This is a genomic window from Thalassospira sp. HF15, from assembly GCF_011806525.1.
GTDB lineage: Bacteria > Pseudomonadota > Alphaproteobacteria > Rhodospirillales > Thalassospiraceae > Thalassospira.
On sequence record NZ_JAAVKI010000002.1, the window covers coordinates 152,349 to 173,866 of the forward strand.

Sequence of the window (21,518 nt, forward strand, 5' to 3'; positions counted from 1 at the left end):
TTAGTGCGCAACAGCGGCAGCAGCGGCTTCGTCAATCAGACGGCCGGTGCTGAAACGTTCAAGGGTGAAGGGCGCGTTGGCCGGATGGGGATCATCCTTTGCCACGGTCCATGCCAGTGTATGGGCAGCACCCGGGGTTGCCTTGACCCCGCCGGTACCCCAGCCACAGTTGACATAAAGACCCGGCACCGGCGTCTTGCCAAGGATGGCGGATCGGTCCGGGGTCACATCAACAATACCACCCCATTTGCGCAGCATGCGCATGCGGTTGAAGATCGGGAAAATCTCGCAGATCGCAGCAACCGTGTGCTCGATCAGCGGCAAACCACCACGCTGGGAATAGCTGGTATACTGGTCGGTGCCCGAACCAATAACGAGTTCACCCTTGTCAGACTGGCTGATATAGGCGTGCACACTGTTGGACATGACAACACAGGGGAAGATCGGCTTGATCGGCTCGGACACCAGCGCCTGCAGCGGATAGCTTTCAAGCGGCATGCGAACACCTGCGGTATCCATCACGACCGAGGTATGACCAGCCGCCGAAACAGCAACCTTTTTCGCGCCGATAAAGCCCTTGGCCGTTTCAACGCCGGTCACACGACCATCCGGGCCACGGCGAATGGCGGTTACCGGGCAGTTCTGAATGATATCAACACCACGTGCAGCGGCCCCACGGGCATAACCCCATGCCACTGCATCGTGGCGGGCCGTGCCTGCGCGACGCTGAAGGGCAGCACCGACGACCGGATAGCGCGCATTTGGCGAAATATCGAGCGGCGGACAGAATTCCTTGGCTTCTTCCTTGGACAGCCAGACGTTATCCACACCATTCAAACGGTTGGCATGTACGTGGCGCTGGAAGCTTTGAACATCATGAACGTTATGCGCCAGCATCAGAACGCCGCGCTGCGAATACATCACGTTGTAGTTCAGTTCCTGGCTCAGCCCATCCCACAGATCAAGGGCGTGGTCATAAAGCTTCGCACTTTCATCGTAGAGGTAGTTCGAACGAATGATCGTGGTGTTACGGCCGGTGTTGCCACCGCCAAGCCAACCCTTGTCGATCACCGCGACATTGGTGATGCCGTGTTCCTTGGCCAGATAGTAGGCCGCACCAAGACCATGACCACCCGCGCCGACGATAATGACATCGTACTCGGCCTTCGGTTCACTGTCGGGCCATTGCGGCTCCCAGTTCTTTTGGCCGCTAAGGGCGTTCTTGATAAGCGATAGCGCAGAAAAATGGGTCATGATTATACGATCCCCCGATTTACCATTGCCGGAACTCTATCAATGTCCTTGGTTTGCGGACTGGATAATTGCGACAAATTCATTGTATATTTTTGCCATGAACTCTTTTTCGAACCCTGGCTCTGACCATGGCAAACCCCTTGCAAAAAAGCGCCTTCGCGTCGCCTTCCTGCTGGCGGACAATTTCACGCTGACAGCGTTTGCAAGCTTTGTCGATGTTTTGCGCCTCGCAGCTGATGAAGCGGATCGTTCTCGGCCCATTCACTGCGACTGGACGGTGCTGTCTGATACCATGAACCCGGTGCGATCGAGTTGCGGGGTCAAGGTGCAACCCGACACGCGCCTGCGCAATGCCGGTGACTACGACTATATCGTGGTTGTCGGGGGCCTTATTCAAGAAGAAGGCGGGTTTTCATCCGATTGCATTGCCTATCTCAAGACGGCTGCGGCCCGGGGCAAGAACCTGATCGGCTTGTGCACCGGGGTTTTTGCGCTTTATGAAGCCGGTCTTCTTGAAGGGTATCGTTGCTGTGTCAGTTGGTTTCACCATGACGAATTTGTCGAACGGTTCGAAGCCGCCCAGCCGGTTTCCGATCAGATATTTGTCGTCGATCGCGACCGCCTGACGTGCTCGGGCGGGCATGGCGCGGCCCATCTCGCCGCCTGGGTGGTGGAAAAGCATATCGGGCGCACGGCCGCGACCAAAAGCCTCAGCATCATGATCATCAACGAGGCGATGACCGGCGAAAACCCCCAGCCGGGCTTTCAGACTGATCTGGTCGCCCGTGAACCGCTGGTCAAAAAGGCGCTATTGCGTATGCGTCAGAATATCGAGTCGCCTGAAACAGTCGCCAAAATGGCCGAAAAACTTGGCGTGACACGCCGCAAGCTTGAACGTTCGTTTAATGCCGACATCGGCATTTCCCCATCACGCGCAGCACTGCGCATCCGGCTAGATGCTGCCAAAAAGTTACTTGGTGAGCCGAACAAGACCACGACCCAGATCGCGCTGAGCACCGGCTTTTGCGATGCGTCGCATTTCATTCATGCCTTCAAGGCCGAGATCGGCATGAACCCGTCAGAATACCGCAACACCATTCCGGTTCCGGCCGCCCTGCCCTGACAACTGCACGCGGCCGATCAGCCGTCAGGCATCAATGGTGACTTGCCCGATCGGGTTCGAACAGCAGGCCAGAATATAGCCCTCCTCGATATCATCATCGGTAATCCCGCCATTATGGACCATGTGAACTTGGCCCTCCGTCTTGCGAACCTTGCAGGTTCCGCAGATTCCCATCGAACAACCTGACGGGATCACAAGCCCGGCGGCACGTGCCGCGGCAAGCACGGTATCAGTTTGCGTACAATTGGCGGTGATGCCAGATGCCGTGAATGCGATGACGGCCTTGCTTTCCTCGTCCGGGACGACATCATCAGGCACATCTTCAACATCAAGTGTCGGCGCATGGAAGCTTTCCTGATGATAGCGGTCCATGTCATAGCCAAGTCCGACAAGCACTTCGCGGACGGCCTGCATGAATGGCTCCGGTCCGCAACAAAACACTTCCCGTTCAAGGTAATCCTGCGCCATCAGGCCCAGCATCAACTGATTGAAAGTACCAAGGTACCCGGTCCATGGTTTGTAGGGGTCTTCTTCCTCGACCACCCACTTCAAGGCAATGCCGTTGATCCGTGATGCGCTGTGTTCAAGTCGCTCGCGAAAGATGATCTCTGACGGTCGCCTTGCACAATTGACAAAGACAATGTCGGGATCACGTCCGGCATCATACAAATAGGTCGTCATCGACATCATCGGCGTGATGCCCGACCCTGCCGAAATGAAAAGGTATTTTTCAGCCGGATGGTTGACCAGCGAAAAGCTGCCGGATGGCCCCTTGGCACGAATGCGCATTCCCGGTCGCAAATGATCAAGCATCCAGCGCGTCCCAACCGAACCCGGCTGCGCCTTGACCGTAACAGTCAGCGACGTCGGCCGCGATGGCGAGGACGAGATTGTGTAGGTCCGATAAAGCGGCCCGCCCGCGACTGGCAGTTCCAATGTCAAAAACTGACCGGGATCATAGCTGAACAAGGCACCAGACACCGACTGGAAGCAAAATGTCATGACATTGGGGGCCTCGGGCAGGAAGGAAACGCATTCGAGTTCCTCGGAGTCCGACCAGAAGGCAAGTTTTGGTTTCTCAAGTACCGACATCGCCCTACTCCGCCGCGACCAAACTGGTTTGCGAAAGTCCGTCAGCCAGCATTTTCGCGTACCAGTTGCCAAACTGGGCAACGCCGGCTTCCTGGATTTCGGAATATGGTCCAACCCTGTAGGCCGGTGTGGCAATGCCGCGCTGATTGTTTTCGACCACTTCCTTGTCTTCGGCGTTGGTCGAAAGCCAGACTTCCGTCAGACGCTTAAGATCATAGTCACGGCCTTCAACCGCGTCCTTATGCACAAGCCATTTGGTGCAGACTTCGGTTTCCGTCGGACTGATTGGGGTCACCCGGAATACAAGCGCATGATCGGACAAGAAATGGTTCCAGGTTGAAGGGTAATGGAACTTCAAAAGCGATCCTGCATTCTTGAAAGGGATGCTTGAGTTCGGCAGACTGACCGCCGCCTTGGTATCAAGCGTATAGCTTTCAGCTTCGCCCAGCAGCGGCACACGCACCAGCCGCCATTCCCCGGTTTCAGAAATCTGATAGGCCGACGGCGCACCAACCGCCTCGCACCGGGCGACGTGATCATCAAGTACGCTTGCCACCACACCATCTGCTGTACTGCCAATCGCACGTGCATCTTCCGGGAAGGTCCGGCAAAGCGACGGGTGATTCCCCCCGCAGTGGTAGCATTCCCGGTTATTCTCCCAGACCAGCTTCCAGTTGGCGTTTTCGATAATCGTGCTTTCAAACGCGACCTTGGAATTTTCAAGATCATGCGGCGCAAGATATCGCTCTGCGGCATTGGCAAACGGTTCAATATCCGGGGCATTTTCGGCCAAACAGATATAAACCAGACCACTGATCACCCGACAATGAACGGCGCTTAACCCGAACTTTGAAGTGTCGAAATCCGGTCCCATATCGCGGGCCCAAAGCAACTTGCCATCAAGATCATAAGTCCATTGGTGATAAGGGCACACCAGTCTGGGATTCCGGCCCTTTTTGGTTTTGCACAGAACCGACCCACGATGGCGACACGAATTGTGGAAGGCGCGCACCACCTGATCATTGCCCCGCACGATCACGACGGAATAGGCCCCGACCTCATAGATAACGTAATCGCCCGCCTTGGGTATTTCGCATGCCGGGATCGCAAACAGCCATTGCTTGTAATGAATGTTTTCAATGTCCAGCGCAAAGATCGCCGGATCCGTATAGAACGGCTGTTCCAGCGAATAGCCGGGAACGCGGCGTGCCAGAAGCTCTTGAACTGAATGCGGGGTGACGGGCATGGCGAAAATCCGTTTCTTGATGTTTTGAAGCAACCAAAAGTGTGGACTTCATGCCATGTTTTACAACGGCATTAATTTTCATCTTGGTTTAGTTCAACTAATCTGAAAAACTCAGATGACATGCCTGTCGTATTTTCGGGAGAGTCCGGTGGCCCGCCCTTATGATCTTTCTTCGATCAATGCTCTGATCTGCTTTGAAGCTGCTGGCCGCAACATGAGCTTCAAGGATGCGGCGGCAGAACTGAATGTTACACCAGCCGCTGTAAGCCACCAGATCAAGGCGCTTGAAGCCGATATTGGCAGTGCACTTTTTATCCGCCGCAATCGCGGAGTGGAGCTGACAGAAAAAGGCGCCTACCTTCTTGTCGCCCTTCAAAGAGGATTTGAAACCATTTCTGAAACGGTCATGCAGCTGCGTGATCAACCCGAAACAGTCGATGTCACGATCAGAACGACAACGGCGGTCAGTTCACTCTGGCTTACGCCAAAGATTGCTGCTTTTTGGAAAATTCACCCCGATATCACGGTTTCGCAAATTGTCTCGGATGTCCCGGGCATGACCGGGCATTGCGATCTCAGCATTCTTTACTGCAACCCCGATGATGGGGCCGAGGGATACCACAAGCTGTTTCAGGACCGCGTTGCTGCCATCGGAACGCCAGCCTTCAAGGCCGAACAAAACATCAAAACGATTGATGATCTGCTTCGCGCACCCTTGATCCACCTGCATTACGAGGAAATCGACTGGACAACATGGACCGACTGGTTTCGTGCGCTGGGTCGCCCTGCACCAAAGGGGCGCAGCTTTAAGCTCAACAATTACACGATTGCGCTCGAAGCCGCCCAGGATGACGTCGGCGCGGTGCTTGGCTGGGACGAGCTGGTCGGACCGCTGCTGGAAGACGGACGCCTGATCAAGCTGGTACCGGATGAAATCCGGTCTCCAATGGGGTTCTATTTACGCGTCCATCCCCGCGCATCGGAAAAGGCCCGCATCTTTGTCGACTGGCTGATTGATGCCACCTGAAATGAAGACGTAAGGGCAAGCGCAGCAATGAGCCACGCTTGCCCTTCAGATCAGACGTCTTTCAACAGACGCAAGGCATCATAGATCGCGGCGTGGGTGTTACGTGCCGATACCGCATCCCCGATCCGGAAAAGCTGATAGTCCCCTTCCGGGTTGCGCATAACTGATTGCGGCTGACCGGCCAGAAGTTGGTCATGGGACATTTCGCCAAGGTTTGTCGATCCCGGTTTCAAGTCGAAATAGATGTCATCCAGCGGAATGGTGCCATGGTTAACGACGATCTGATCAACAACCCGCTGCTTGTCCACACCGCCATAGTCGCTGCCGATATGCGCGACGAGTTGATTACCCTGTTTTTCCACCGCCTCCAGACGATAGGTCACGGTAAAGGTGGTATCAAGCTTCTGCATGGACCGCATATAGGGCACAAGGTTCATGGCCATGACTTCGGGCGCAAAGGCACGGTCCGGGGTCATGATTTCGACCTTGGCACCTGATTTGGCAATCAGTTCGGCTGCCTGCAAACCGGCATGATCACCAGCATCGTCATAGACAAGCACATTGCTGCCCGGTTTGACGTCGCCCGAAATGATATCCCAGGTCGAAACAACCAGATCATTGCCTTTTGACAGGACCTCGGTATCAGGCATCCCACCGGTGGCAATGATCACGACATCCGGGTTTTCCGCCGTGATCGCATCGGCCTCGGCCCAGGTGTTGAAATGGAAGGTCACACCAAGACGGGTGCATTCTGCCATACGCCAGTCGATGATACTGATCATTTCGCGGCGGCGTTCGTTCTGCGCTGTCAGGCGAATTTGCCCACCGGGATTGGGGGCCGCTTCATAGACAACAACCTCGTGGCCGCGTTCGCCGGCAACACGCGCAGCTTCCATGCCCGCCGGGCCGGATCCGACAATAACGACCTTTTTGCGTGTTTCAGCAGCCTCGATGATCTGGGGCATCGAAAGCTCACGCCCGGTTGCCGCATTATGAATGCAATAGGCCGATCCACCCTGATAGATGCGATCAAGGCAATAGTTTGCCCCGACGCACGGACGAATTTCATCTTCGCGCTTTTCAATTATCTTGCGCACGATGTGCGGATCAGTGATGTGGGCACGTGTCATGCCCACCATATCGACCTTGCCCGATGCAATTGCATGACGCGCGGTTGCCACGTCGGGGATTTTGGCGGCATGGAAGGTCGGGAAGTCGGTCGCAGCACGGATTTCACCTGCAAAATCCAGATGCGGTGAATTGGCCATACCCTGAATCGGAATCACATCAGTCAGCGCAGCATCGGTATCAATACGCCCACGAATAACGTTCAGAAAATCGACCATGCCGCTGTCTTTGAGCCGCTTGGAAATCTCAAGACCATCGGACGGGGTCAAGCCGCCATCAATACATTCATCCCCGGTATAGCGCACACCGACAATGAAATCGGGACCAACGCGTTTGCGAATTTCGGTCAGGACGTCAAAGGTGAAACGCAGTCGGTTATCAATGCTGCCGCCATAAGGGCCATCAAGTTCGTTGGTCAGCGGCGACCAGAACTGATCCATCAGATGACCGTATGCCTGAAGCTCGATCCCGTCCATGCCGCCGGCCTTCATGCGTTCGGCGGCATCAGCATAATCCTTGATGATGCGTTCGATATCCCAGTCTTCCATCTTTTTCGGGAAGGCACGATGCGCTGCTTCGCGCCTGTGCGAGGGCGATACCACCGGCAACCAGTTTGCCTTGTCCCAGCGCGTCCGGCGACCAAGGTGGGTCAACTGGATCATGACTGCAGCACCCTGTTCATGCACCGCATCGGTCAGGTCTTTCATCCACGGAACGACCTCGTCCTTCCAGACCAGCAGGTTGTTGAAGACCGGCGGGCTGTCTTTGGACACCGCGGCCGACCCTGCCGTCATGGTCATGGCGACCCCACCCTTGGCACGCTCCACATGGTAGGCGCGGTACCGGTCCTTGGGCATGCCGTCCTCGGGGTACGCCGGTTCGTGTGACGTCATGATGATGCGGTTGCGCAGCGTCAGATGTTTAAGCTGATAAGGCTGAAGAAGTGGATCATTGGACATGTGCGGGGCTCCGGGTTTGAACTCTCTGACCATGACGATATTCAAAAATGTACAGATATGTCAATTTTAAGTTCACTAGTGTATGTTTCAGATACATTGATGTACACTGTACTTGTCCGGACTCGGGCAGTTTGCTAAGGACAGGTCCATGGAAGAACAGATTGAAAATACCGCCGGACAAACCAACGCCGGGCAAAATAGTGGATGGCGCGGATCGGCCGAGATCTGGCTGAACGCGGCCTATGACGCCCTGATTGAAACCGGGGTGGATGGTGTAAAGATTCAGCCATTGGCAAAGCGCCTCAGCCTGTCACGCACCAGCTTCTATTGGTTTTTCAAGGACCGGAAGGAATTGCTCGGCGCGTTGCTTGATCTTTGGCGCGAAAAAAACACCGGCAATCTGATCAAACAGGCAGAGGCCTATGCCGAAACCGTTTCGGAAGCGATGCTTAACATCATTGATTGCTGGCTGATGGCTGATCTGTTTGACGCACGTCTTGAATTTGCGGTGCGCAGCTGGGCGGTCCAGTCATCCGATGTCATGGCCGAGATTGAAAAGGCTGATCAACAACGCCTTGATGCGCTTGCCAAACTGTTCACCCGTTTCGGGCAGGATGCCCGCATGGCTGATGTCCGCGCGCGCACGATTTATCTGGTGCAGATCGGCTATATCTCCATGCAATCAAACGAAGATATTGCTGTGCGAATGGCCCGCATTCCGGGCTATGTCGAAACATTCTGTGGACAGGCTCCGACGCAAAACGAACTCAACCGCTTCTACGCCCGGCACAATTTCGAAGCTTGAACGGGCATCCTCCTTTTGACGGTTTGCATCAATTTTGCCTGAAAACTGATGGCGGGCATCGGATTTGATCGCGATTCAAAGGAAAATCCGCATAGCTGGTCAATAGAATGTCATGCACCGGACCACCATTGATGGTTTTGCGTCTTGAACATTTGAGGGCAGTGATGAGCATGATCAGCGTCGAAGGGTCCATGACCCATTTTGCAAACCCGTTGGCAAATCGGAAAAACGCCTATTCCGACGCCCAGAAGGCCGTTATCAGCGTCGCAAAATCGCGCGAAGCCATCGACAACATCACTGCCTGGCCGTCTTATCAGCCAACACCCCTTCATCGCCTTTCCAGCCTCGCGCACGACTGCGGGCTTGGCGAGATTTGGTACAAGGATGAAGCAACCCGGTTTGGCCTCAAAAGCTTTAAGGCGCTGGGCGGGGCCTATGCCGTTGCAAGGCAGCTTCAGGCGATCATCGAAGACAAAACCGGTATCCGCCCGACGGTCTCCGACATTCTGGCGGGGAAACATAGGGACACGGTATCGGAAATCGTCATCACCTGCGCAACCGATGGCAATCACGGGCGCTCTGTTGCCTGGGGCGCGCAAATGTTTGGCTGTGGCTGCGTGATTTACATTCATCGCGACGTGTCCGAGGGCCGCAAACAGGCGATGGAAGCCTTTGGCGCCGAAGTCATCCGTATCAAAGGCAATTATGACGAATCGGTCCGCTTGGCCGACAGCGAAGCCAAATCAAAGGGCCGCATCATCGTTTCAGACACCAGCTATGAAGGCTATATGGAGGTCCCCAAGGATGTCGCCCTTGGCTATACCGTTATGCTTTCCGAAGCTGTCGAGCAGATGGATGGCGACATCCCGACACATGTACTCATTCAGGGCGGTGTTGGCGGATTGGCATCTGCCGTGACAGGGTATTTCTGGGACCTTTGGGGCGAAAAACGCCCGCGCATCATTGTGGTCGAGCCCGAACAGGCCAATTGCCTGCAGGAAAGCGCCAAGGCCGGCCACCCGGTTGCCGTCGACGGGGATCTTGAAACACTGATGGCGGGGCTTGCGTGCGGCGAGGTGTCGCTTCTCGGCTGGCAAATCCTGTCCAACGGGGCTGATGACTTCATGACATTAAGCGAAGACATGGTCGCCCCTGTGATGCAACTTCTTGCCCATGGCTATAAGGCTGATCCGAAAATTGAGGCGGGCGAATCCGCCGTTGCCGGTCTGGGGGCTGCAATTCTGGCTTCGCAAGACCCGGCCTTTGCCAAAGCGCTTGGCCTTGGGCCAGACAGCAAGATTTTTGTCATCGGGACAGAAGGTGCAACTGATCCGGAAATGTATGAACGCCTTGTTGGTGACCCTGCGCAGGCTTAATCGATCTCAACCGGCACGGAAAGGCCAACCTTCACATTGTCCATGACAATACTGGTCTGGAAGCCTTTGACATTGTTGTTTTCAAAGAAAACTTCGCGGGTGAAGTCTTCATATTCATCCATGTCACGTGCGGTGACGACAAGCACGAAATCGGCACTGCCCGTCACGTAATAGCACTGCTGAACAGACGGATGGTTTTTCGCGGTTTTCTTGAATTCATCAAGCAGATGAAGCTGTTCGCGTTCCATGGTGACCTGCACGATGGCGGTGACATTTCGGTCAACCGCCTTGGCATTCACCACCGCGACTTCGGCACTGATGATGTTCTGTTCACGCATTTTCTTGATGCGCCGCTGAACGGCGGCAGGCGAAAGGCATACCTGCTCGGCAATCTGATCGGACGTTGCCCGATTTGATTTCTGGATGATCTCAAGGATTTTCGCATCAAAGCCGTCAATCTTGCCAGTGGGGGCGTTGCTCATTGAAAACACCTGAAAAATCCGGCCGGCCGATCCGACACATCCCGTTCAGTGTGCGGGCTTTGATTGCAATGTAAACCCCTTTTGCCGATCATATTCCGGCAAATAATGCAGCTTTTCGGCACAATGGCGCAGAGATTGTAAGAATTCCCGCACCAGACTGCGCTAGCCTTCTGGTTCTGCATCCATGTCAGGGACGCCCATCACGTTTAGGCTTCCCTTTTGGGGTTTTCATCAGAAATGACCACCTTTGCGACAATCAATCCTCTAAAACCACTGGACCACCTGGCTCCGGGCGGTCGGGTTGGCCTGATATCGCTGGCGACCGATTTCAATATCGAAACCGATTTGAAGCAGCTTTATCCAACAGATGTCCGCTTCTTTACCAGTCGGGTTCGAAACCATAACCCGCTGACGATTGAAAACCTGCGACGCATGACACCTGGCATTCGCGATGCTGCCGATAAAATCCTGCCTAGCACTGATCTTGATGCGGTAATTTACGCGTGCACGTCGGGGGCTATTGCCATCGGCGTTGATGAAGTCACCCGCCTTATTCAGGAAGTCCATCCCGGCGTCCCGGTGACCAATCCGGCGACTGCGGCTGCTAGCGCGTTTAATACCCTGTCGGCAAAGAAAATCTCGATCCTCACGCCCTATACCGAACCGGTAAACCGCGATGTTGCAGCCCTTTTTGAATCCTTTGGGATAGAAGTCATCAACATGGCCGGTTTCGGATTTGAAGACGACACCGCGATGACCTTCATAACCCCCGAAGACATCAAAACCGCAGCGCTTCAAACCTGTGCCAAGCAGGCTGATCTTCTGTTCATTTCCTGTACTGCCTTGCGGGCATCGACCCTGATTGCAGATCTCGAGACCCTATTGAACATACCCGTGATCAGCTCCAATCAGGCTCTTGCCTGGCACAGCCTGAAACTGATGAACTATCCAAAGCCGGTATCGGGCTTTGGCACCCTGATGCGCGATCATCTTGGAACTGCGCCAAACACGGCCTCCGCCTGAGACAAAGGACATTTGAATGCCCCTTGATATGCCCCTGATCAAAGACATGACCGCATGGCGCCAACACCTGCATCGCCATCCGGAATGCGGCTTTGACTTGCCCCTGACCTCAAACTTTATCGCCGAAAAGCTTGAAAACTTCGGGATTGAAACCGTTAGGGGTATCGGACACAGCGGCATTGTCGGGGTCTTGCGCAATGGCAGTTCGGATCGATCTGTGGGCCTGCGCGCCGATATGGATGCCCTTTTCATTGTCGAGCAAAGCACAACACCCTATTGCTCTGTTCATGATGGCAAGATGCATGCCTGCGGCCATGACGGGCATTCGGCGATGCTTCTGGGGGCCGCTGCCCATCTGGCAAAAACCAAGAACTTTGACGGCACAGCGCATTTCATTTTCCAGCCTGATGAAGAACATGGCGCAGGCGCACAGGCGATGATTGATGACGGCCTGTTTGAACGCTTTGCCATCGATGAGGTCTATGGTCTTCACAACATGCCGGGCCAGGCTGAAGGCACCTTTACCGTCCGTCCCGGCTCACTGATGGCCAGCGAAAGCAGCTTTGAAATCAGGGTCACGGGCATTGGTGGTCACGCCGCCATGCCCCATCGGGGTGTCGATCCGATTGTGGTGGGTTCCCAAATCATCCTTGCCCTTCAGACAATCGTCTCGCGCAATCTCAGCGTCACCGAAGAACCTGCTGTGATTTCCGCAACTGAATTCATCACCAACGGTACAGTCAATGTCATCCCCTCAGAAGTCGCCATCAAGGGCGACTGCCGCTGCTTTACCGATCACAGCCTTGCAAAAATCAGGGATGCCATGGAACGCATCGTTGCGGGCACGTGTCAGGCGGCCGGGGCTGCATATGAATTCCACTTCAAGAATACCTTTCATTCGACCATCAACAGCGCTGATCAAACCACCAAGGCGATCAACGCGGCTTGTGCTGTTTTTGGCGCAGACAATGTGGTGTCAGAGTGCGCTCCCCTGACGATCTCCGAAGATTTTTCCAGCATGCTGCGCGTCAAGCCCGGTTGTTATGCCTTGATCGGCAACGGGACCGGAAAGGTTGGTGGCTGCGCGCTTCATAATCCGAGTTACGATTTCAATGACCGCATCCTTGCCAAGGGCGCAGAATACTGGGTGCAACTCGTCGAAGACATTCTGGGTTGATCGCGTGATCACCTGGCCACCCAAACGCAGGAGCCCTCAAGGATGGAAACCGGTAAACTGATCCCGCCTGCCCGCGGGTTTACCAACGCTGAGTTCGAAGAACGCACAAAACGCCTGCAGGCATTTATGACCATGGAAAATATCGGCGCACTGTTTGTCTCGACCGAACCTGAATTTCGTTATTTCAGCGGCTTCAAATCACAGTTCTGGGAAAGTCCGACGCGACCGTGGTTTCTGGTGATCCCGGCGGCTGGCAAGCCGATTGCCGTTGTGCCCGAAATCGGTGTGGCCGGGTTTGACCAGACCTGGATCGACGATGTCCGAAGCTGGCCTTCCCCCCGTCCGGAAGATGATGGCATCAGCCTTCTTACCGATACCCTCAAAACTGCGGCCGGCAGCAACCGAAAAATCGGCGCGATGATGGGGCCGGAAAGCCATCTGCGCATGCCCGCCAACAACTTCAAACAGCTTTGCCAAAACCTTGGCAGTCACGAGATCGTTGATATCAGCCTTCTCATGCGCACCATACGCGCGGTGAAGTCAGAGGCCGAGATTGCAAAAATCCGCTTTGCCTGCGAAGTCACGGCAGCCGGTTTCGATTTCCTGCGCGAAACCATTCAACCCGGCATGAGTGAACGGGACGCCTGCAAAACCATGCAGATCGAAATGCTGCGGCTGGGCGCTGATAGTTGCCCATATCTGATCGCGGCATCCGGTCCGGGCGGATATGACAACATCATCATGGGCCCGACGGATCGAGTATTGGTCGATGGCGATGTTCTGATCATTGATGCCGGTGCGAATTTCGATGGGTATTTCAGCGATTTCGACCGCAACTTCGCCTTCGGCAAAATCGATCCTCAAACGCTTGATGCCTACGACGCTGTATATGCTGCCACCGAGGCGGGTCTTAAGACCGCCGCGCCCGGCAACACCACCGGCAACATCTGGCGCGCCATGTCCGACGAGTTGAGAAAGGTCGGTGCTCTTGGCAATTCGGTGGGCCGAATGGGCCACGGCCTTGGCATGCAACTGACCGAATGGCCATCGCTTCAGGAAGGTGGCGACACCCAGCTCGAACCGGGCATGGTCCTGACCCTCGAACCAGGCATGAGCTTCGCACCGGGCAAAATGATGGTTCAGGAAGAAAACATCGTGATCACCGCGGATGGGTGCGAACTTCTGCACAAACGAACATGGCAAAATCTTCCGAACCGAGTGCCAAATTGAGGAATGCGCCAAGTTGGCTGAATGCGACCGTGTCGCCATAAGCAAGCAAATACTTGTTCCTTCCGAGTTGAAAGCGCCGCATTTTTAGAGTTCGAATAACTGCCGATGTTACGTTTTCATATCAGAACGTCATCCGGGGCAGGCCAAAGCCCTGCTCAAGGACTTCGCCCGCGGTCAGACAGATGTCTTCGCGCCAAGGCGCGGCGACCAGTTGCACGCCGGACGGAATCCCGTTTTTAACACCCGTGGAGATTGAGATGGCCGGAAGGCCGAGCAGCGGGATGGCGATTTGCGGCAGTTGGGATTCCCACAGACGGGCGATGGTGGCCGATCCTTCAAGGTCCTCGTCCTTGCGGAACGGGAGTTCGGCCGACACCGGCATCAGGGCGACGGGATAGTCGGCAAGGAAAGCGCGCCAGGCGCGGACAAGGGCTGCACGGCGGACAAAAAGCTGGCTGAACTTGGCCAGATCAATGGCGTTGGCGCGATCGGCGTAATGTTCAAGCAGGGCAATCGCGCCGGGATCGTCTTCCTGACGGGCGGCGGCCAGTTTGCCCGCATGATCATCGGACAGCCACAGGTCAATCTGCAGTTCAACCGCCTCGTGGATTTCGGGGATGTCAGGGGTTTCGACCGTCCAACCAGCGGCGCGGAACATTTCAGCGGAGCGTTCAAGGTCAGCGACAATGCGCGGATCAGTCTTGATCCCGCCCGGATGGGTGACGAGCGCCACACGGCGATTGAAATCCGGCCCGCGCAGCGGCATCGGGACACTCCATGGGTCATCGGCGGCGTAGCCCGCCATGCCTTCAAGGGCCAGCCTTAGATCATCAACAGAACGCGCAAGCGGCCCGGACACGGCCATCAGCTGTGCGCCAATCGGGCGGTCGCCGCCGGTTTGATTGAACATCGGAATGCGGCCATGGGTCGGGCGCAGCCCGTGAATACCACAGGCATAGGCCGGATAGCGCACCGAACCCGCGATATCGGTGCCATGACCGATATGGCCCAATCCGGCGGATGTTGCCGCACCGGCCCCGCCCGATGAGCCGCCCGGTGTGAGGTCCGGGTTATGCGGGTTCAGCGTTGTGCCGTGGACCTTGTTTGAGGTGAACCAGCGATAGGAAAAGGCCGGCGTGTTGGTGCGCCCGATGACAATCGCGCCCTTGCTGCGCAGGTTTTGCAAAAACGGACTGTCGCTGGTTGCGATCAGATCGGCAGCCAGTGTTGTGCCATTGGTCGTGGCATGACCCGCCTGATCAGAGATCACCTTGATCGTGACCGGAACCCCGGCCAGCGGCCCGACATCATCGCCCGCAGCAATGCGGGCATCGAGATGTTCGGCATCTCTCATCGCCTCAGCCGCGCAGTCCTGCACGATGGCGTTGATTGACGGATTGATACGCGCGACACGATCCAGGGTGTGGCGAATGACCGAGGTGGCCGTGAGCTCCCCCGTTTTGATGCGACGGGCCAGTTCACGGGCGGACAGTGAGTTGGGATCAATGGTCATCGGCGGCGCTACCTTTGAGTTGGGGTCAAGCTGTGAGGGGCGTTCGTTCAAGTTGGGTCCGACGGATCGACAGAACCGTGGTTTGCGGTTCACAGATGCTGGCCACGTGGGGGGTGACAAACACCTTTGGATGGGTCCAAAGCGGGTGATCGGACGGCAAGGGTTCGACATCAAACACATCAAGCGATGCGCCCGACAGATGGCCGCGATCAAGGGCATCAATAAGGGCAACTTCATCGACCTGCCCGCCGCGACCCAGATGGATCAAAGCCGCCCCCTTGGGCAATTTGGCAAGGTTTTCCGTGCCAAGGATGCCGCGTGTCTGATCGGTCAACGGCAGGACATTGATCAGGATGTCGCTTTGGGCAAGGAAATCATCAAACCGGCCCGCACTGTAATGCGTGACCCCGTTTTCAGACGGCTGCGGGGCAGAGCGTGAATAGCTTGCGACCGGGTATCCCAATGCAGTCAGCGCCTTGGCAACCGCGCGTCCCATATGACCAAATCCCAGCACACCGATCCGCTGCGCGCGCGGCGACAAACCGGTCAACTGGCGTTGCCAGTTATTGATTTTCTGATTGGCGAGATACTGGCCCATATTGCGGTGATGCCAGAGCACATGGAAGGCGGCGAACCCTGCCATCTGGCGGGCCTGATCGGGGTCCTCGACCCGGTGGACCGCCACAGTCGGCGGCAGGGACGGGCAGGACATAATCGCATCCACCCCGGCCCCGATTGAATAGACCGCCCGGATATTGGGATAGGGCGTAAAAGCATCCGCGGCCGGCACGAAGGTGACCATGAAGGTCACATCTTCGGGCCGGTCGATTTCGTGGGGCAGGCGCAGGTCAAGCTCGGGCGCGAGGGCTTCGAAATGCGCGCCATAAATGTCGCGCAAATCGAGTTTACTGCACGAAAGAACACCAATCATGCGGGCACTTCTTGGCTTTGGGCCCAGTCGGCCCCGGGCACGGCGGCCAGAAGCTGACGGGTGTAGTCCTGTTTGGGGGCCAGGAAGATTTCATCGACCCGGCCGATTTCAACCAATTTGCCCTTTTGCATCACCGCAATACGGTCGCAAAGCTGGGCTGCAACCCGGAGGTCATGGGTGATGAACAGGATCGAAAGCGACAGCCGTTCGCGCAATTCACGCAACAGATCAAGCACCTGAGCCTGAATAGACACATCAAGGGCCGAAACCGCTTCATCGGCGATGATGAGTTCAGGTTCCATCGCCAATGCGCGGGCAATCCCGATGCGCTGGCGCTGCCCGCCGGAGAATTCGTGCGGATAGCGCATGGCGGCATCAGCCCCCAAACCAACGATTTCAAGCAATTCGCGGGCCTTGGCCTGTGCCTTTTCCTTGGGCACGCCGCGATTGATCGGGCCATCGGTCAGCGCCCCCATGATCCGCTGGCGCGGATTAAGGGATGCATAGGGGTCCTGAAACACCATCTGGACCTTGTTGCGTTGCTTGCGGAGTTCTTCCTCAGACAGCGCTGCAAGATCGACACCGCCGACCATGACATGCCCGCCATCGGGCGTGACAAGGCGGACCGCCGTGCGGCCCAATGTCGACTTTCCCGAGCCCGATTCACCAACAAGACCAAGCACCTCGCCGCGCGCAACTGTGAGCGAGACATCATCGACCGCATGGACTTCGCGGACGGGTTTGAACAACCCACCACCGGTGCGGAAGGTTTTGCGCAGGTTCTTGATTTCAAGCGCCGGTGTTTCGCTGAGCGTGCGGGCCTCGGGCAGTTTTCCGGTCGGGATCGCATCGAGCAGACGCTTGGTGTATTCGTGCTGCGGGTTTTCAAGAACGGCGGCGGCATCACCGCGTTCAACCACCTTGCCTTCGCGCATGACGATCACCTGATCGGCGATCTCGGCGACCACGCCGAAATCATGGGTGATGAACATCACCGCCATGCCACGCCGTTTGCGCAGATCAAGGATCAGTTTCAGGATCTGGGCCTGGGTCGTGACATCAAGTGCGGTTGTCGGTTCATCGGCGATCAGGAGTTTGGGTTCAAGTGCCAAGGCCATGGCGATCATGGCACGTTGTCGCTGACCACCCGAAAGCTGGAACGGATAGGCCCGAACGATCTTTTCCGGGTCCGGCAGGCCGACTTCGCGCACCAGATCAAGCGTGCGGGCGCGACGCTCTGACTGGGTATAAAGGTTATGGGCGGCGAAGACCTCGGCGATCTGGTCACCGATGCGCATCAAAGGATTGAGTGCGGTCATCGGTTCCTGAAAGATCATCGCGACCTGCGCACCGCGCATCGCCTGTTTTTCGGCCTCGGACAGACGCAAAACATCCCGGCCTTCAAACATCGCCCGACCGGATTTGACGTCAACCCCGGGCGGGAGCAAGCCCATCAGGGCATTGGCCGTCATCGACTTGCCTGATCCGGACTCCCCCACCACGCAGAGGATTTCGCCCTTGTCGATGGTGAAGCTGACATTTTCGACGGCAAACGGGCGGTCAGCACCATCGGGAAGGCCGATGGTCAGACGTTCAATTGAGAGTGTCTGGCTCATGCCTTGCCCTTTCGCGACAGATGCGGATTAAAGGCATCATTCAAGCCCTCGCCGATCAGGTTGAGTGCCAAAACGGTGATGACGATGGCTATGCCCGGGAAGAAGCTGAGCCACCAGCTTGTGCGGATGACGGTACGCGCCGCCCCGATCATATAGCCCCACGACATTGCGTTGGGATCACCGAGCCCAAGGAAGGAGAGCGAGCTTTCAAGCAGGATCGCGGTTGCAACCATAAGCGACGCCATGACGATGATCGGCGAGACCGTGTTGGGCAGCACCTGACGGATCAGGATGCGTTGCTTTGACAGTCCGGCCAGACGTGCGGCATCGACAAATTCGCGGGTGCGGACAGACATCACCTCGGCCCGCACAAGACGCGCGACCGGTGGCCAACTGACAATCGCAATTGCGACCGTGATCGAGGTCAGTGTCGGTTCAAAGATCGCCACCAGCACGATGGCCAAAGCGAAGTTGGGGATGGTCTGGAAAAACTCGGTAAAGCGCATTGCCCCTTCGTCGACATAGCCGCCATAAAATCCGGCCAACGCGCCAAGCGGCACACCGATCAACAGCGCGACCAGGGTTGATACCAGCCCGACCAAAAGGGATACCTGCGCCCCGTAAGCCAGCTGTGCGGCGACATTGCGGCCCAGCGTATCGGTGCCCAACGGCAGACCATCAACGGCAAACGGTGCGAGGAACGGACGTTGCACCATCTGCCACGGCCCTTGCGGAAAGAGCATGGGGGCAATCACGGCGACAACAATAACGGCGATTAACAGGGCGACACCAACCATGGCGCCCATATTGCTTCTGAAACGTTTCCACATGTCAGCTACGGGCTCCGATACGGGGATCGACGATGCGATAGACAATGTCGGTCACAATGTTGAACAGGATCACCATGGCGGCAGAGACAAGGAACACGCCCAAAATCGTGTTGTAATCACGTGCAGCCAAGCTTTCGAACATCAGACGTCCGATGCCCGGCCAGGCAAAGACGGTTTCGGTCAGAACAGCCCCGCCGACCAGTTGGCCTGCCTGCAAACCGGCAAGTGTTACAACCGGCAGGATAGCGTTACGCAGGATGTGACGGCGACGAATGACCGCATCGGAAAGGCCCTTGGCCTTGGCGGTTTTGACAAAATCAAGCTGTGAGACTTCCAGCATGGAAGCGCGCGCCATGCGCATATAAACAGCCGTGAAAAACAGGCCGAGTGTCAGGGCTGGCAAAATCAGATGACTGAGGATGTCGAGGACACGGGTAAATCCGGTATAGTTTGCACCGACTGTCTCATAGCCAAATCCGGGCAGCCAACCGAGCCATACCGAGAACACCAAAACCGCCATCAATGCCAGCCAGTATAGTGGTGTGGCATAGAATAAAAGCGCCAATGTGGTCAAAACAGAATCGGATGGTTTGCCGACCCGGGCGGCAGCCGAGACGCCAAAGACGATCCCCATGACAAGCGAGACAACAAAGGCGGTCAATGTCAGCAACAGTGTGGCGGGCAAGCGATCGGCAATGAGTTCTGCCACAGGTGCGCCCTGTCGGAAGGAATAGCCGAGATCAAGTTGGACGATCCCTGCGACATATTTGCCAAGCTGGACATAAAGCGGCTGATCAAGGCCAAAGCGTTCACGCAGTTGTTCGATCATCTGCTCGTCGGCGGCACCGGCTTCACCGGCAAGCACAACGGCCGGATCGCCTGGTGCGGCATGGATCAGGAAAAAATTGAGAATCGCGATGGCCAACAAGGTCAAAATTGCCTTGGAAAGCCGCGACACGATGACAGCGAATATGGTCATTTGTCCCCGTAGCATCCCGTATTGGAAGTCCCGCCTTGGCGGGTGTCAGGAAAAAGGCGGGCCGGTTACCGGCCCGCCCACAGACTTATTTTTCAATCCAGGCGTTACGCGGACCGTCATTGATACCGATGGCCGTGGTGACCAGGTCATTGACGTTGCAACGGTAGATGGTCGGGAAGGTCAGTTCCTGCATCCAGGCAACCGGCACATCATCGACGATTTCCTTCTGAATCTCGGCATAGGCATCGGCACGTTCCATCGGTTTCACCATGGTTGCCGCAGCCGCCCATTTTTTGTCGAGTTCAGGGTTGTTGTAGCCCTCGACATTGTTCCACGGGCTGCCTTTCTTGATGCGATCAGCGGTGTAGTTACGTGACACACCAAGAGCCGGGTCACCATATTGATAGAGATAGGTGAAGGCCAAATCGTAATCCCACTGGGACGTTTTTTCGTTCCAGCCCGCGACATCGGAGCTGTCGATTTCGGCATTGATGCCGACTTCGCTGAGGTTCTGACGCACAGCCTCGGCCCAGCGCTGCCAGGTTTCGCCGTATGGCAGCGGCAGAATGCGGACCGGTTCACCGTCATAGCCCATCTCGGCCAGCAGTTCCTTGGCCTTGTCCGGGTTATGATCGTAGATGGTGACGTCGTCAGAATAGAAATTGGTGCTCGATGCGATCGGACCGGTCGCGACCGTACCAAAGCCGTTCCAGACGACATCACGCATGAATTTGCGATCCATGGCGTACATGACAGCCTGACGGAACTTCACGTTTGCGGTCGGACCTTCGCGGTTGTTCATCCACATCCATGCGAGCGGCGCGAGGAATTCCCAGCCTTTTTCAGTCACACAGACGCCATCCATTTCGGCCAGACGCGGGATATCCCAGTTTTCGACGGAACCGCCGGGCAGGACATCGACTTCACCGGTTTCAAACGCAACAGCACGCGCCGCAGCATCCGGGATCACGCGGTAGAAGACCTCGTCGAGATAAGGCAGGCCATCGACATAGTAGTCCTCGTTTTTCACGAGGTGGATGTGGCTGCCTTTGACCCATTCGTCGAACTTGAACGGCCCGGTGCCAATCGGGGTGGCGTTTGCCGGGTTATTGGCAAAGTCGGTGCCCTCGTAGATGTGCTTGGGCACGATCGGCATGGTGCCGTTTTCAAAGGCGTTGATAAACGGACCAAACGGTTCTTTGAGTTTGAACACAACCGTCAGCGGGTCGGGTGCCGTGATGCTTTCGACATAGGCCAGCGACGCACGCAGGCGGGCATGGGTTTCACGCAGGAAAACATCGGCAGAGAAGACCACGTCATCGGCAGAGAACGGCTCGCCATCATGCCAGGTGACACCTTCGTTGAGTTTGAAGGTATAGGTCAGGCCGTCGTCGGAGATTTCCCAGCTTTTGGCCAAACCCGGCATCGGGGTCAGATCGCCGTCATAGCGCAAAAGGCTTTCATAGATATCACCCGCGACAAGCTGGGTCGGGCCGTTCTGAACAAGGCCCAGCATCAGTCCCGGCGGTTCGGGCTGAACAACGATATCAAGACGGCCGCCAGCTTCTTGTGCCGCCAAAGGCGACGCCAAGGTGGCAGCGATTAGGAACGTAGTCGCTTTCAGTTTTAGGTATTTCATAGCAATCCCTGATTGTTGTCTGGATTTCAGATTTTTTGTTTTTTTTGGTTTTACGAACGTGGCATTTGGCCGACGGCCACAATCGCGG

General features: G+C 56.3%; 18 protein-coding genes. 7 read left to right on the forward strand and 11 right to left on the reverse strand.

The window, feature by feature from the left end:
• Entirely contained in the window at positions 1-1,254 is a 1,254-nt protein-coding gene (locus tag HED22_RS04225) for a sarcosine oxidase subunit beta family protein (protein ID WP_167719446.1), read from the reverse strand.
• 97 nt (positions 1,255-1,351) lie between these two features.
• On the opposite strand from HED22_RS04225, the gene HED22_RS04230 reads away from it, so the two are divergent.
• Positions 1,352-2,377, forward strand: coding sequence for a GlxA family transcriptional regulator (locus HED22_RS04230; protein ID WP_167719449.1), 1,026 nt, complete (start codon positions 1,352-1,354; stop codon positions 2,375-2,377).
• A gap of 24 nt (positions 2,378-2,401) precedes the next feature.
• Here HED22_RS04230 and HED22_RS04235 read toward each other — a convergent pair whose 3' ends face one another.
• Both HED22_RS04235 and HED22_RS04240 read right to left on the reverse strand, forming a co-directional pair.
• Entirely contained in the window at positions 2,402-3,469 is a 1,068-nt protein-coding gene (locus HED22_RS04235; RefSeq protein ID WP_167719452.1) for a hybrid-cluster NAD(P)-dependent oxidoreductase, read from the reverse strand.
• Between the two features lie 4 nt (positions 3,470-3,473).
• Entirely contained in the window at positions 3,474-4,715 is a 1,242-nt protein-coding gene (locus tag HED22_RS04240; RefSeq protein WP_167719455.1) for an aromatic ring-hydroxylating dioxygenase subunit alpha, read from the reverse strand.
• A 148-nt stretch (positions 4,716-4,863) separates the two neighbouring features.
• Here HED22_RS04240 and HED22_RS04245 point away from each other — a divergent pair, with 148 nt between their 5' ends.
• Positions 4,864-5,742, forward strand: a complete 879-nt coding sequence (locus HED22_RS04245) for a LysR substrate-binding domain-containing protein (protein WP_167719458.1) — start codon at positions 4,864-4,866, stop codon at positions 5,740-5,742.
• A gap of 50 nt (positions 5,743-5,792) precedes the next feature.
• On the opposite strand, the gene HED22_RS04250 is transcribed toward HED22_RS04245, so the two are convergent.
• Positions 5,793-7,829, reverse strand: a complete 2,037-nt coding sequence (locus HED22_RS04250) for an NADH:flavin oxidoreductase (protein WP_167719462.1) — start codon at positions 7,827-7,829, stop codon at positions 5,793-5,795.
• 148 nt (positions 7,830-7,977) lie between these two features.
• On the opposite strand from HED22_RS04250, the gene HED22_RS04255 reads away from it, so the two are divergent.
• Both HED22_RS04255 and HED22_RS04260 read left to right on the forward strand, forming a co-directional pair.
• The gene (locus HED22_RS04255) at positions 7,978-8,634 is read left to right on the forward strand and encodes a TetR/AcrR family transcriptional regulator (RefSeq protein ID WP_167719465.1); all 657 of its coding nucleotides are present in this window, start codon (positions 7,978-7,980) and stop codon (positions 8,632-8,634) included.
• Positions 8,635-8,798: 164 nt separating this feature from the next.
• Positions 8,799-10,010, forward strand: coding sequence for a diaminopropionate ammonia-lyase (locus HED22_RS04260; RefSeq protein WP_217701853.1), 1,212 nt, complete (start codon positions 8,799-8,801; stop codon positions 10,008-10,010).
• Here HED22_RS04260 and HED22_RS04265 read toward each other — a convergent pair.
• The gene (locus HED22_RS04265) at positions 10,007-10,492 is read right to left on the reverse strand and encodes an Lrp/AsnC family transcriptional regulator (RefSeq protein ID WP_167719468.1); all 486 of its coding nucleotides are present in this window, start codon (positions 10,490-10,492) and stop codon (positions 10,007-10,009) included. The two genes, HED22_RS04260 and HED22_RS04265, sit on opposite strands and share 4 nt — an antisense overlap.
• Positions 10,493-10,729: 237 nt before the next feature.
• Between HED22_RS04265 and HED22_RS04270 the strand changes: the two genes are divergently transcribed.
• Genes HED22_RS04270 through HED22_RS04280 form a run of 3 tightly spaced genes read left to right on the forward strand, consistent with a single transcriptional unit; the run spans position 10,730 to position 13,922 of the window.
• Positions 10,730-11,515 (forward strand): aspartate/glutamate racemase family protein, encoded by a 786-nt coding sequence (locus HED22_RS04270; RefSeq protein ID WP_167719471.1) that lies wholly within the window; start codon positions 10,730-10,732, stop codon positions 11,513-11,515.
• 16 nt (positions 11,516-11,531) lie between these two features.
• A complete protein-coding gene (locus HED22_RS04275) occupies positions 11,532-12,692 on the forward strand; it encodes a M20 aminoacylase family protein (protein WP_217701854.1) in 1,161 nt (386 codons plus the stop codon).
• Between the two features lie 42 nt (positions 12,693-12,734).
• The gene (locus HED22_RS04280) at positions 12,735-13,922 is read left to right on the forward strand and encodes a Xaa-Pro peptidase family protein (RefSeq protein ID WP_167719474.1); all 1,188 of its coding nucleotides are present in this window, start codon (positions 12,735-12,737) and stop codon (positions 13,920-13,922) included.
• Between the two features lie 121 nt (positions 13,923-14,043).
• Here the strand turns inward: HED22_RS04280 and HED22_RS04285 are convergent, their stop codons facing one another.
• The 6 genes from HED22_RS04285 to HED22_RS04310 all read right to left on the reverse strand — a co-directional run bounded on the left by HED22_RS04285 (position 14,044) and on the right by HED22_RS04310 (position 21,430).
• Complete coding sequence (locus HED22_RS04285) at positions 14,044-15,435, reverse strand: amidase family protein (protein ID WP_167719477.1); 1,392 nt, start codon at positions 15,433-15,435, stop codon at positions 14,044-14,046.
• Between the two features lie 25 nt (positions 15,436-15,460).
• The gene (locus tag HED22_RS04290; RefSeq protein ID WP_167719480.1) at positions 15,461-16,366 is read right to left on the reverse strand and encodes a glyoxylate/hydroxypyruvate reductase A; all 906 of its coding nucleotides are present in this window, start codon (positions 16,364-16,366) and stop codon (positions 15,461-15,463) included.
• Positions 16,363-17,982, reverse strand: coding sequence for an ABC transporter ATP-binding protein (locus tag HED22_RS04295; RefSeq protein ID WP_167719483.1), 1,620 nt, complete (start codon positions 17,980-17,982; stop codon positions 16,363-16,365). The genes HED22_RS04290 and HED22_RS04295 overlap by 4 nt, the downstream gene beginning before the upstream one ends.
• Positions 17,979-18,812: an ABC transporter permease gene (locus HED22_RS04300; protein WP_167719486.1), complete on the reverse strand. Its 834-nt coding sequence runs from the start codon at positions 18,810-18,812 to the stop codon at positions 17,979-17,981. Before HED22_RS04300 ends, HED22_RS04295 begins: the two co-directional genes overlap by 4 nt.
• A gap of 1 nt (position 18,813) precedes the next feature.
• Entirely contained in the window at positions 18,814-19,791 is a 978-nt protein-coding gene (locus HED22_RS04305; RefSeq protein ID WP_167719489.1) for an ABC transporter permease, read from the reverse strand.
• 85 nt (positions 19,792-19,876) lie between these two features.
• Complete coding sequence (locus HED22_RS04310; RefSeq protein WP_167719492.1) at positions 19,877-21,430, reverse strand: ABC transporter substrate-binding protein; 1,554 nt, start codon at positions 21,428-21,430, stop codon at positions 19,877-19,879.
• Positions 21,431-21,518: the final 88 nt, after the last annotated feature.

What these genes read in the sequence shown, in the direction of transcription:
- HED22_RS04265 (WP_167719468.1), bottom strand. Translation starts at nt 10,492, where the DNA reads ATGAGCAACGCCCCCACTGGCAAGATTGACGGCTTTGATGCGAAAATC.
- HED22_RS04270 (WP_167719471.1), top strand. Translation starts at nt 10,730, where the DNA reads ATGACCACCTTTGCGACAATCAATCCTCTAAAACCACTGGACCACCTG.
- HED22_RS04295 (WP_167719483.1), bottom strand. Translation starts at nt 17,982, where the DNA reads ATGAGCCAGACACTCTCAATTGAACGTCTGACCATCGGCCTTCCCGAT.
- HED22_RS04235 (WP_167719452.1), bottom strand. Translation starts at nt 3,469, where the DNA reads ATGTCGGTACTTGAGAAACCAAAACTTGCCTTCTGGTCGGACTCCGAG.
- HED22_RS04250 (WP_167719462.1), bottom strand. Translation starts at nt 7,829, where the DNA reads ATGTCCAATGATCCACTTCTTCAGCCTTATCAGCTTAAACATCTGACG.
- HED22_RS04305 (WP_167719489.1), bottom strand. Translation starts at nt 19,791, where the DNA reads ATGACCATATTCGCTGTCATCGTGTCGCGGCTTTCCAAGGCAATTTTG.
- HED22_RS04300 (WP_167719486.1), bottom strand. Translation starts at nt 18,812, where the DNA reads ATGTGGAAACGTTTCAGAAGCAATATGGGCGCCATGGTTGGTGTCGCC.
- HED22_RS04240 (WP_167719455.1), bottom strand. Translation starts at nt 4,715, where the DNA reads ATGCCCGTCACCCCGCATTCAGTTCAAGAGCTTCTGGCACGCCGCGTT.
- HED22_RS04225 (WP_167719446.1), bottom strand. Translation starts at nt 1,254, where the DNA reads ATGACCCATTTTTCTGCGCTATCGCTTATCAAGAACGCCCTTAGCGGC.
- HED22_RS04290 (WP_167719480.1), bottom strand. Translation starts at nt 16,366, where the DNA reads ATGATTGGTGTTCTTTCGTGCAGTAAACTCGATTTGCGCGACATTTAT.
- HED22_RS04280 (WP_167719474.1), top strand. Translation starts at nt 12,735, where the DNA reads ATGGAAACCGGTAAACTGATCCCGCCTGCCCGCGGGTTTACCAACGCT.
- HED22_RS04310 (WP_167719492.1), bottom strand. Translation starts at nt 21,430, where the DNA reads ATGAAATACCTAAAACTGAAAGCGACTACGTTCCTAATCGCTGCCACC.
- HED22_RS04255 (WP_167719465.1), top strand. Translation starts at nt 7,978, where the DNA reads ATGGAAGAACAGATTGAAAATACCGCCGGACAAACCAACGCCGGGCAA.
- HED22_RS04260 (WP_217701853.1), top strand. Translation starts at nt 8,799, where the DNA reads ATGAGCATGATCAGCGTCGAAGGGTCCATGACCCATTTTGCAAACCCG.
- HED22_RS04275 (WP_217701854.1), top strand. Translation starts at nt 11,532, where the DNA reads ATGCCCCTTGATATGCCCCTGATCAAAGACATGACCGCATGGCGCCAA.
- HED22_RS04230 (WP_167719449.1), top strand. Translation starts at nt 1,352, where the DNA reads ATGAACTCTTTTTCGAACCCTGGCTCTGACCATGGCAAACCCCTTGCA.
- HED22_RS04285 (WP_167719477.1), bottom strand. Translation starts at nt 15,435, where the DNA reads ATGACCATTGATCCCAACTCACTGTCCGCCCGTGAACTGGCCCGTCGC.